The organism is Tenacibaculum sp. L6 (assembly GCF_028823685.1).
Classification (GTDB): Bacteria; Bacteroidota; Bacteroidia; order Flavobacteriales; family Flavobacteriaceae; genus Polaribacter.
The window spans coordinates 1-11823 of record NZ_JAPEHZ010000065.1 but is presented as its reverse complement, the minus strand read 5'-3'; the positions used below and the strand labels follow the sequence as shown (position 1 = coordinate 11823).

The 11823-nt window shown below is 32.3% G+C and carries 9 protein-coding genes; 6 read left to right on the top strand and 3 right to left on the bottom strand.

Translation table 11 applies throughout. The features are described 5' to 3' along the window. Positions 1-1321, bottom strand: a 1321-nt coding sequence (locus tag OU788_RS10400; RefSeq protein WP_274635102.1) for an ABC-F family ATP-binding cassette domain-containing protein, incomplete at its 3' end; no start/stop codon positions are given. Between the two features lie 77 nt (positions 1322-1398). Continuing rightward, on the bottom strand, positions 1399-4089 hold the full coding sequence (locus OU788_RS10395; RefSeq protein ID WP_274635101.1) for a GEVED domain-containing protein: 2691 nt from the start codon (positions 4087-4089) through the stop codon (positions 1399-1401). 306 nt (positions 4090-4395) lie between these two features. Between OU788_RS10395 and OU788_RS10390 the strand changes: the two genes are divergently transcribed. The 6 genes from OU788_RS10390 to OU788_RS10365 all read left to right on the top strand — a co-directional run bounded on the left by OU788_RS10390 (position 4396) and on the right by OU788_RS10365 (position 11362). Further along, positions 4396-6057: an ABC transporter ATP-binding protein gene (locus OU788_RS10390; RefSeq protein WP_274635100.1), complete on the top strand. Its 1662-nt coding sequence runs from the start codon at positions 4396-4398 to the stop codon at positions 6055-6057. A gap of 55 nt (positions 6058-6112) precedes the next feature. Next, a complete protein-coding gene (locus tag OU788_RS10385; protein ID WP_274635099.1) occupies positions 6113-7129 on the top strand; it encodes a sugar phosphate nucleotidyltransferase in 1017 nt (338 codons plus the stop codon). 58 nt (positions 7130-7187) lie between these two features. Beyond that, positions 7188-8174: a tetratricopeptide repeat protein gene (locus OU788_RS10380; RefSeq protein ID WP_274635098.1), complete on the top strand. Its 987-nt coding sequence runs from the start codon at positions 7188-7190 to the stop codon at positions 8172-8174. Between the two features lie 24 nt (positions 8175-8198). Continuing rightward, on the top strand, positions 8199-8966 hold the full coding sequence (locus tag OU788_RS10375; RefSeq protein WP_274635097.1) for a DUF4292 domain-containing protein: 768 nt from the start codon (positions 8199-8201) through the stop codon (positions 8964-8966). Continuing rightward, positions 8966-10180 carry a murein hydrolase activator EnvC family protein gene (locus tag OU788_RS10370; protein WP_274635096.1) on the top strand — a complete coding sequence of 405 codons (1215 nt, stop codon included), beginning with the start codon at positions 8966-8968 and terminating at the stop codon, positions 10178-10180. Before OU788_RS10375 ends, OU788_RS10370 begins: the two co-directional genes overlap by 1 nt. Before the next feature lie 147 nt (positions 10181-10327). Beyond that, positions 10328-11362 (top strand): AI-2E family transporter, encoded by a 1035-nt coding sequence (locus OU788_RS10365; protein ID WP_274635095.1) that lies wholly within the window; start codon positions 10328-10330, stop codon positions 11360-11362. 11 nt (positions 11363-11373) lie between these two features. Here the strand turns inward: OU788_RS10365 and OU788_RS10360 are convergent. Then, a partial coding sequence (locus OU788_RS10360) for a hypothetical protein (RefSeq protein WP_274635094.1) occupies positions 11374-11823 on the bottom strand: 450 nt, incomplete at its 5' end.

Sequence of the window (11823 nt, the reverse complement as noted above, 5' to 3'; positions counted from 1 at the left end):
TTTGTTCTCCTCCACTTAATTTCTCTACAAAATCATGTTGCTTTTTTCGGTCGAATAAAAATCGTTCTAATAACTGGGCTGCAGAAATTCTTCTTCCTTTCGTTAACGGTATTTCTTCTCCAAATTCTTTGATGACTTCTATTACTTTTTGTCCTTCTTTTATTTGGATTCCTTTCTGTGTATAATATCCAAATTTTACGGTCTCTCCTACAATTACCTTCCCTCCATCAACAGGAATTTTACCCGTTAGTATATTTAAAAATGAGGATTTTCCTGTTCCGTTTTTTCCAATGATACCGATGCGTTCTCCTCGCTTAAAAACGTAGTCAAATCCGTCTAAAATAACCTTGTCATCAAAATTCTTTTTTAGTTTATGAAGCTCTACTATTTTGCTTCCTAAACGCTCCATGTTAATTTCTAACTGAACTTCGTGTTCTTTTCTTCGTTGATGTGCTTTTTCTTTAATTTGGAAAAAGTCATCAATACGTGATTTTGACTTAGTAGTACGTGCCTTTGGTTGACGACGCATCCAATCCAACTCTTTTTTAAACAAACTTTTCGCTTTGCTTAAATTGGTCGCTTCTAAAGCTAAACGTTCTTCTTTATTTTGAAGGTAATACGAATAATTTCCTTTGTACTTATAGAGTTTTCCGTTATCTAGTTCGATGATTTCATTACACACACGCTCTAAAAAATAACGATCGTGCGTTACCATAAACAGGGTAATTTTTTCCTTTGCAAAAAAAGCTTCTAACCATTCAATCATTTCTAAATCTAAATGGTTGGTTGGCTCATCAAGAATTAACAAATCGGGTTTGTTGATCAGGATAATTGCTAGTGATAATCGCTTTTTTTGTCCACCAGAAAGCTTCCCTACTTTTTGTGATAAATCATCTAGTTTTAACTTAGAAAGTATCTGTTTGTATTGCGTTTCAAAATCCCAAGCATTGTGTTGCTCCATCAACTCAAATGCTTTTTGATACGCCTCAGCATCATCAGGGTTTTGTAGAGCTCTTTCGTATTGTTGGATGACAGGAAGAATTGTACTTTCTGTAGAAAAAATAGTTTCTTCAATAGTTAAATCAGGATTCAAGTCATCGTCTTGCGCTAAATAGGCAATGTTAATTCCTTTTCGGCTAATAACTTGTCCTTCATCAGGCGTATCTTTTCCAGCAATAATGTTTAAAATAGAGGTTTTTCCACTACCGTTTTTTGCAACAAAGGCTATTTTCTGATCTTTATTAATTCCGAAGGAAATATCTTCAAACAACACTTTTTCACCATACGATTTTGCTATATTTTCTACTGATAGGTAATTCATCCTCTAAAATTTTATGCAAAGAAACGAAAAACCCAAGCAAAATTGCTTGGGTTTTATCAGAATAAAAGAATCTTCTTTTACTTCTTCATTAACTTAGTTCTTAATAGTTTTTGACCATCATTAACTTCTAAAATATACACTCCTGTTTTTAATTTTGAAACGTCTAAATCTAAAGTGTTTAAAATACCTGATTTTATTACTCCTCCTCTAGGATTTACTATCCTATACATCATATTTTCAGCTTTGGAAGCTAATTTAACTTCTACAAAGTCTACTGCTGGATTTGGATACGCAACGATATCTTTACTAAATTCATTTCCTAATCTTTCTGCACTTACATAGCTATCTTGTCTTGCACTAGAAACAATATTTACGGTATAATCTTCTACTTCACCATAGCTAAATGTTTCACATGCTGTTTGTGCTGAGTTATACTTCATAGAAACACGCATTCTTGTGGTTCCTAACGAAGCTCCTGCTGGTACATTTACTGTCGCTGTTAAGTTATTTGCACTTGATGAAGAACCTGAAACTACTTTTTCAGAAGATTCAAATGTTCCGTTTTTGTTAAAGTCAATCCAAACTGCCCAGTATTCTGTATATGAAGAGCTAGCAAATCCTGCACTTACAATCATTTGGTTTGAACTTCCTTGTGCTAAGGTTGCTGTTTTAGAAGTAAAATCAGCATATCCGCCATTGTTACCTGTTGCGTTTGTCATTCCTCCTAACTCAACATTATCAATCCATTCGTACGAAGAATTGCTTCCTTTGGTAGTACAATATGATACAGTGTTTGATAAGGTTGTTACGTTCGCTGCGTTACTTGAAGCTGAAATATTACCAGCCGCATCTTTTGCTCTAACAGTAAATGTATAGGCTGTAGCCGCTGTTAAACCAGTTACATTGGTAGTTGTTCCTGTTACTGAACCAATATTTGTGCTTCCTTGGTAAACATCATATCCTGTTACGCCTACGTTATCGGTAGCAGCCGACCAGTTTAACGTCAACGAAGTTTGTGTTACACTAGATGCAGCTAAACTTGTTGGTGCTGTTGGTGCAGTTGTATCTGGTGTTCCTGCTCCGATTACTACTGTATAATCTTCTACTTCACCGTAAGAAAACGAAGCCTCACATGCTGTTGGTACTGCATTGTATTTTAAAACTATACGCATTCTTGTTGCCCCTTCTGTAGCAGAAGCTGGTACTGTAAAAGATGTACTAACTGGTGTATCTTTTGATGCTGCTTTTGTCCAAACAGTTTCTCCTGAATCAGAAAAATCTCCATCTTGATTATAATCAATCCAAACACCATATCCTTCGTTATATGTTGTTCCTGTCCATGTTGGTGTAATAGTAATAGTATGAGAGGTTCCTTTTGCTAAATTTGTTGAGATAGCTGTATGGTCTGAATAACCATTTCCTCCTCCTGTGCTATTATCAATAGTTCCTAATTGTACTCTTCCAATATATTCATCAGAAACACTGTTCCCTTTTGAAGAACAATAAGTAATAGTAACTGCTGGAGTAGTAAAAGTTGAAGAGGCACTATAAGCTGAATTTGATCCGTCTGAACATTTACTACGTACTTGTACTTCGTATTGAGTAGAAGCTGATAATCCGCTTAAAGATGTTGAAGTTCCAGAAACCGCATTGGTTGTCCATGATGATGATGAAGTTGCTTTGTACCTTACATCATAGGTTGCTCCTGAAACTGCTGTCCAAGACACTGATGCTCCTGAAGAAGTAACACTAGAAACAGTTACTCCTGTTGGTACCGTTGCTGTACATGAAGTAGATCCTCCTGTTTTATCAGATAACGCTAAACTTCTACGTACTCCTCCCGATTCTAAAACAGCACGCATTCTGTTTTTTTGTCCTAAAGTAAATAGGTTCATACAAGTATCATCTGAGTAATCCATGTAGTTTTCAACCATATCTAATGATCCACAAGAAGAATGACTAGTAGCACAACCGTAGTTTGCAGCATCTGATTCTGGAGTATCAGAAACAAAATCATCAACACCACAAGCACCATCACCCCAGATATGTCTAAGGTTTAAAAAGTGGCCTACTTCGTGTGTTGTTGTTCTTCCTTTATCAAATGGAGCAGATAAGTAGAATCCTGAACCTTTACTTGAGCTACCGAAATATTGTGGACTCATAACAACTCCGTCAGTAGCTGCACTACCTCCAGGAAACTGAGCATATCCTAAGATACCTCCACCAATATTACACACCCACATGTTAAGGTACTCTGAAGTATCCCATGGATCTACTCCTCCTTGTGATGATTTTTTCATCGCATCACTGGTTCCCCATGAAGTTTTAGATGATGATTTTCTTGTAATACCATTGGTTGCATTACCACTTGGATCTACCTGAGCTAAATAAAATTCTATTTCTGTATCAGCTGCTTGAGACCATTTTGTTGTTTTGTCTGGATTGGTTCTTCTGTAATCTTCATTTAAAACATCTATTTGAGACTGAATTTGTGCTACACTGATGTTTTCTTGTGAACTGTTATAAATAACATGTACAACTACTGGAATTTGAATAGTATTTCCTACTATTTTTCCTTGGTAGTTCTTCTTTTCTGCAATTCTTTTTTGAGTAAAAGACTCAATTTCTTGCATTTTGTTTTTTAAAGAAGGATTAAGAGATTGTCTGTACTCTAGATTTTCCATTGAGTGACAGTTTCTTTTTTCTTGGGCATACGAAGCACCAACAAAAAATAAGCACAGAAGTGCTAGGGTAATTTTGTTTTTCATTTTTGAAGGGTTTATTATGTTAATTAAACTAATTGAGAGCTATTTAATTACTCTAAAAATAACTCTTAATTTTTTGTTAAATCATTGACAAATATATAAAAAAACATAAAAAATAATATATTTAAAACAATTAACTTACTGTTTTAGTTTGTATTACAAAGCCTAAACCCTTATTTTTCCTAGCAAAATACTAGGTTTAGCATCAATTATTTATTTTACTTTCATTATCAATAAATTAACTGATGTTTTACTTTTCTAGAAAGATTTGAAAAATTTTAATTGTACTTTTATTAAAATTTAAGATAGATGCTTGTTGTTAAAAATTTAGAAATCTCTTTTAAAAATGCACCTTCAGTTGTTCAAGGTATTTCTTTTGAACTCAAAAAAAATAAAACTTTGGGTATTGTAGGAGAGAGTGGTAGTGGAAAATCGATAAGTTCTTTAGCTATTTTAGGATTACTTCCTAAAACAGCTACTATAAAAGGCGAATTATTTTTTAATGAGCAAAACCTATTGGAGTTTAACGAAGCAGATTTTCAAAAAATAAGAGGAAATCAAATCGCTATGATTTTTCAAGAACCAATGAGTTCTTTAAATCCGACGTTAACTTGTGGCGTTCAAGTTGCTGAAATTTTGCAACAGCACACGCAACTATCTTCGAAAGAAATTAAAGAAGATGTGATTTCTTTATTTTCAAAAGTGAAACTTCCAAGACCAGAAACTATTTACAATTCGTATCCGCACCAAATAAGTGGCGGACAAAAACAGCGCGTTATGATTGCTATGGCAATTGCTTGTAAACCTCAACTTTTAATTGCTGATGAACCTACCACAGCGTTGGATGTAACAGTGCAAAAAGAAATAATTTTATTGCTGAAAGAGCTGCAGCAAGAATTCGGTATGGGTATTATTTTTATTTCTCACGATTTAGCATTGGTTTCTGAAATTGTAGATGATGTCGTGGTAATGCACAAAGGAAAATTGGTTGAAAAAGGTACTTCGAAGAGTGTTTTTTTGCATCCTAAGGAAAGTTATACAAAAGCTTTAATCAATTCGAAACCCAATACAAAAAAACGACTAAAAACCTTACCTACGGTTAGCGATTTTATCAACGATACGATTGATGCAACAGTGTATACAGATGAAGAACGTACTGCTTTTCATCAAAAAATATACAATCAACCTCCGTTGTTAGAAATTGTCGATTTACATAAAGATTTTATCAGCAACGCTTCATGGTGGTCAAAACCAACAGTAGTAAAAGCTGTAAATGATGTGTCTTTTAAAATTTATGAAGGTGAAACCTTAGGGTTAGTAGGAGAGAGCGGTTGTGGAAAATCGACCTTGAGTAGAACTATTTTGCAGTTAGAAAAAGCGACTTCGGGAAGTATCTTATACAACGGAACAGATATTGCCAAACTTTCTAGAAAAGATTTTAAAAAACTTAGAAAAGAAATTCAGATTATATTTCAAGATCCGTTTTCTTCATTAAATCCTAGAATTACTGTTGGAAATGCGATTTTAGAACCGATGAAAGTTCATAACATCTTAAACTCTAACAAAGAGCGAAAAGAATACGTGTGTAACTTGTTAGAAAAAGTAGGGTTGGAGGCAACGCATTTTAATCGCTATCCACATGAGTTTTCTGGTGGACAACGTCAACGTATAGGAATTGCTCGTGCTATAGCTTTACAACCAAAACTAATTATTTGTGACGAATCGGTTTCAGCACTCGATGTATCGGTACAAGCACAAGTTTTGAATTTATTGAATCAGTTAAAAACAGAATTCAACTTCACTTATATCTTTATTTCACATGATTTATCGGTCGTAAAATATATGGCAGATCAATTAGTAGTGATGAACAAAGGTAGGGTAGAAGAAATAGCTGATGCTGATGAGATTTACCAACATCCGAAGACAAAATACACACAAACGCTAATTAACGCCATACCAAAAGGATTATAACTTTTTTCACTGCGTTATTAATGGTATATTGCACCGTTAAAACGAAAAGAAAATTATGAAGATTATAGTACCAATGGCTGGAATTGGGTCTCGTTTAAGACCACATACTTTAACAACTCCTAAGCCACTAACGGTTATAGCTGGTAAATCAATTGTACAACGATTAGTAGAAGATATTACTTCTGTTGTAGATCAACCTATTGAAGAAATTGCTTTTATAATCGGACCTGCTGCCAAGGGTTTTCCTGCAGATACTAAAGATAAATTAATAAAAATAGCTGAAAATTTAGGTGCTAAAGGTTCAGTATATGTTCAAGAAGAAGCGTTAGGAACAGCACATGCTATTTACTGTGCTAAAGAATCATTAGGCGGTTCGTGTGTAGTAGCTTTTGCTGATACGTTATTTAAAGCAGATTTTACTTTAGATGCCAATGCTGATGGGGCAATTTGGGTAAAACAAGTAGAAGATCCTAGTGCTTTTGGAGTAGTAAAATTAAAAGATGGTTTTATTACTGATTTTGTTGAAAAACCTAAAGAGTTTGTTTCTGATTTAGCGATTATCGGTATTTATTATTTTAAGGATGCTGATAAATTACTAGATGAGATTAACTATTTAATTGATAATGATATCAGACCTTCTGGTGAGTATCAATTAACTGAAGCTTTAGAAGCGTTAAAACAAAAAGGAGCTAAGTTTATTCCTGGTAAAGTAAGTACTTGGATGGATTGTGGTAAAAAAGATCCAACGGTAGATACTAACAAACTTGTATTAGGATTTGAACAAGCTGATGGCAACAATTTAGTATCGGAAGACGTTGTATTAGAGAATGCTGAAATTATTCAACCTTGTTATGTTGGAAAAAATGTAGTGTTGAAAAACACTAAAATTGGTCCTTATGTTTCAATTGGTGAAAATAGTGTGGTTGAAAACTCAACTATTACCAACTCACTAATTCAAACAAATGTGCATATTTCAAATGCAAATTTAGATAATGCCATGATTGGAAATCATGCGAAATACAATGCAAATTATACATCGGTAAGTATAGGTGATTATACAGAGCTTACATAAATTTTTAAAAGAAGAAAGGCTAAAGGTTTTAGGCAAATGGGATAACCTTTGTTATAATGTGCCTTTTATTAAAAAGAGAGAAGAGAGAAGAGAAAAGAGAGCTTTTCTGTCTTTCTTCTTTCTCCTTTTTACTTTCTCCTTTTACCTTTCACCTCAACACCTTAACGCTCAAGACAGCATTCCTGCTGCTGTGGATGTTAATGAAAGAAACAACTTTGAGTTTCAACAACACTTTTTCAGAGCCCTTTCAGATAAGGCTATTTTCAATTATAAAAATGCGATTGAGCATTTAGAAAAGTGCAATAAGATACTTCCTAACAATACCGCTGTTTTATTTGAGCTTTCAAAAAACTATACACAATTAGGCAGAAACCCTGAAGCTTTGAGTTATATTGATATGGCTTTAACTAACGATCCTAGTAATTTATGGATGTTAGAACATAAAGTCACTATTTTAAGAAAGCTTGCTAATTTTGAAGATGCAATAATCACACAACAAAAAATTGTAGAAAAGCATCCTAAGAAAAAACAAGTATTGGTTTATTTACATCTTCAAAACAAAGATGTTGAAGCTGCAAAAACTGTCTTATCTGAATTAAGAGAGGCAAAATTATTAAACGCTCAGCTACGTAAAATTGAAGAAAACTTAACTGCTCGTAAGGTAAAAGTAGTTGCCTCAAACAAAACATCTGAAAATATCGATGCTAAATCGCTTTTTGAAAAAGAAAAGTCATTTGTCAATTTAAAAACGTTACTAGATGAATTGGCTACCGAAAATAATTCTGATTTATTAAAGTACAGTGAAGAAGGGTTAACGCTTTTTCCAGCCCAACCTTTCGTGTACTTAATGAATGGTAAAGCATACAATGACAACAAAAACTTTAAAAAAGCATTGGTAAGCTTACAAAACGGCATTGATTTTGTTATTGACAATAACGAAATAGAAGCAAAGTTTTATTTAGAAATGGCAAGGTCTTATCATGGGTTGAACGATATTAAAAAATCAAATTCTTACAAGAATAAAGCAGCCAAAATTTTAAAATAAAACTAACCTAGTTAGTATAAATTTATGAGATATATCACTCTTTTACTTATCGTATTCTTAAGTATTACTTCATGTAAGTCAACTAAAAACGTTACTAGTAGCACTGCTATTAAAGAACTTTCTGCGCGAAAAGTTGCTAAAAAACATAGCTCTGCAAACTTTGATAAAGAAACGGTAGACGCTAGGTTAAAGGTTAACTATAAAGACAACAGAGAAAATGTTGGTTTTTCTGTTCGTATGAAAATTAAAAAAGATGAGGTTATTTGGTTGAAAGGGTCTAAAATGATTACCGTTTTTAAAGCTAAAATTACCCCAACTAGAGTACAATTTTATTCTCCATATAAAAAGAACTTTTTTGATGGAGATTTTTCCATGTTGAAAGAACTGTTAGGTACCGATATTAACTTTCAACAATTACAAAACATGTTATTGGGAGAAGCTTTAGTTGATGTAAAATCGGAACGCCAAGAAGTGGCCATTCATGAAAATTCATATCAATTATCGCCCAAAAACCAATCAGAATTGTTCGATTTGTTTTTTTACATCAACCCTTTACATTTCAAACTGAACAAACAATCGGTTATAAATCCGTTAAAAAATCAACGCTTAGATATTAGTTATCCTAAATATTCTAAAAAAAATAGTACTTTATTCCCTGAAAAAATCAACATTCAAGCCAAAGAAAATAATAAGTTTACTATTATTGATATTCATACGCGTTCGGTTGAATACAACACGAAATTAAATGTAGATTTTACTATTCCTAACGGATATAAAGAAATTCAATTATAATGAAACACACTGTTTATTACATCTTTTTATGCCTGTTTTTTATAGGACTTTCTTCTTTTGGTCAAAGTAGAAAAGAACTTGAGAATAAGCGAAAAAAACTTCAAAATGAAATACAGCAGGTTAACAGTCTTATAATTAAAACCAATAAGAAGAAAAGCAACGCTTTAGACGATTTAAAAGATTTAAGCCAAAAAATTACGGTACGTGAGCGCTTAATTGAAACAATAGAATTAGAGTCGAAAGCTTTGTCTTTAGAGATAAGATCAAACGAAAAAGAGCTTAAAAAATACAACGATGAATTGGCTAAATTAAAAGCTGATTATGCTGATATGGTTGTAAAATCATACAAAAGTAAATCGCAACAAAGTAAAACCATGTTCTTACTTTCTTCTGAAAGCTTTTATCAAGCTTACAAGCGTTTAAAATACATGCAACAATACAGTGATTTTAGAAGAAAACAAGGAGAAGAAATTGTTGTAAAAGCTAAAGAAATTGAGCAGTTAAATGATTCGTTAATTGTACAAAGAAAATCAAAAGAGGCTTTACTTTCTGATGAGAAAAATCAGAAAAAAGAAATTGAAGAAGATAAAAAAAATCAAGAACAACTCATTTCAAAAATTAAAAAGGAAGAAAAAAAATATAAAAACGAACTACAACAAAAGCAAAAAGAAGAAAAAAGAATTGCTGCTAAAATTGACAAGCTAATTAGAGACGCTATTGCCAAAGCCAATGAAGGTAAAAAAACCGACAAAGGTAAAACGAGTAGCTCTGGGTTTATTTTAAATGCTGAAGAAAAAGCCCTATTAGCAAATTTTGAACAAAACAAAGGAAATCTTCCTTGGCCAGTTAATGGTATTATTACCAGAAAATATGGGGTACAACCGCACCCAACATTTCCTGGAATCAAAATTAACAGTCACGGATTGTATATTGCAACCAAAGCAGGTACCGACGTAAAAAGTATTTTTAACGGAAAAGTATTAGTAGTTCAATTACATCCTGATGGTAGAAAATCTGTTTATGTACAACACGGTAACTATATTTCTACTTACGTCAAGTTGAAAGAAGTATATGTTAAAAAAGGAGATATGGTAAAAACTGGTGAAAAATTAGGAAAAGTTTTTACTGATAAAATTACTGGTAAAACACAACTTAGTTTTATGCTGTATAAAAACAAAGACCGATTGAATCCTTCACAGTGGATTCGTTCATAATAATTATGAAACGAACATTAATAAATTTTAAGCTCTATCTTTTGTGAAAAAAAGCTTAAAATTTATTAATGTGAGAGCGTAGCGGTTACACACGTTCTCAATTTTATAATTAAATTTTTGATAAAACAATTATAAAAATTTAAACGTGTGAAAAACGCAGCCAACTTTATTATCGTAACCGTAGCTGTTTTAGCTACCTTAGTTATCGGAAAAGGAATTTTAATTCCTTTCATTTTCGCACTTATTTTTTGGTTTTTAACAAGAGAAATTCGAAAAACTATTTATAAAATCCCTTTTGCTAAACGATTTATTCCTTTTTGGTTGAGTAATGTGTTTGTATTTTCTCTTATTGTTTTAGGTTTTGGGTTTGTTTCTGAAATTATTACCAATAGCATTTCCAATTTAACCACATCATATTCGAAATATGAACCTAATATTGATGCTATCATTAAAAGTTTAGATACCTTTTTTCATATTGATATCATCACTTCAGTAAAATCGGTAGTAGGAGATTTTGATTATGGCTCTGTTTTAGGCGATATAGCGAACGGAATTAGTAGTTTGCTAGGTGATACCTTTATGATTATTATTTATGCCTTATTTATCTTCTTAGAGGAAAGCAACTTTAAGTTAAAGCTACAACGTGTATTCTCTAATCATGAAGGAAGCTCAAAAAGCTTTCAATTTATCTTAAAAAAGGTAGAAAGCTCAATTTCTAACTATTTACGTTTAAAAACCTATGTAAGTTTATTAACGGGTATCTTAAGTTATTTTGTTTTGCTAATGGTTGGAGTAGATGGTGCACCCTTTTGGGCCTTCCTTATTTTTTTATTGAATTACATCCCAACTATCGGATCGTTAGTCGCTACAGCTTTTCCAGCCATTTTTTGTTTGATACAGTTTGGTGAGTTTACGCCTTTTTTAATCGTTGTATTTGCCGTTGGTGCTATTCAGGTAGTCGTAGGAAATGTTGTAGAACCTAAAGTTTTTGGTAAATCGCTGAATTTAAGCCCACTAGTTACCATTCTTTCACTAGCTGTTTGGGGAGAAATTTGGGGAATTACAGGAATGATACTTTCGGTACCTATTACTGTAATTATGATTATTATCTTTTCTCAGTTTGAAAACACAAAAAACATTGCCATTTTCTTATCTGAAAACGGCGATGTGGATGAGATTTAATTATACTCTTTTTAATGTTCTATCTTATTAATCAATTCAGAAAGGTTTTTATACCCTATAAAATCTTTTATTATCTTTCCTTTTTTTACAACCGCAAAATGTGGTTGAATATTAGAGTCTAATATTTCCTTTTGTTTTCTTACTAAATATTCATACTGCTCATTTTTTGAAAGGCTGTAATAATATAAATTATTTTTTTCTAAAAATCGAATTCCTATTTTAGAGCTTAAATCAGTTAGAAAATTATCACAATTTATTGAACCAATACTACAAAAAACAATGATTCCAGAGTCAATTTTATTTATATTATTCAGTGTTGATGAATCATTAGTGTGAATAAGTTTATCTCTAATTTTGAAATTATTACCCTTTTCAATTGTTTTGAAAAAATCGTTATTATATAATTTATGATTTAAAACCATAGGTAAACAATTTTTAACGGTTAAAGTGTCTACATTTTT

Excerpts from the sequence above, each read along its gene's own strand:
- OU788_RS10395 (WP_274635101.1), bottom strand. The coding sequence starts at position 4,089 with ATGAAAAACAAAATTACCCTAGCACTTCTGTGCTTATTTTTTGTTGGT.
- OU788_RS10390 (WP_274635100.1), top strand. The coding sequence starts at position 4,396 with ATGCTTGTTGTTAAAAATTTAGAAATCTCTTTTAAAAATGCACCTTCA.
- OU788_RS10385 (WP_274635099.1), top strand. The coding sequence starts at position 6,113 with ATGAAGATTATAGTACCAATGGCTGGAATTGGGTCTCGTTTAAGACCA.
- OU788_RS10375 (WP_274635097.1), top strand. The coding sequence starts at position 8,199 with ATGAGATATATCACTCTTTTACTTATCGTATTCTTAAGTATTACTTCA.
- OU788_RS10370 (WP_274635096.1), top strand. The coding sequence starts at position 8,966 with ATGAAACACACTGTTTATTACATCTTTTTATGCCTGTTTTTTATAGGA.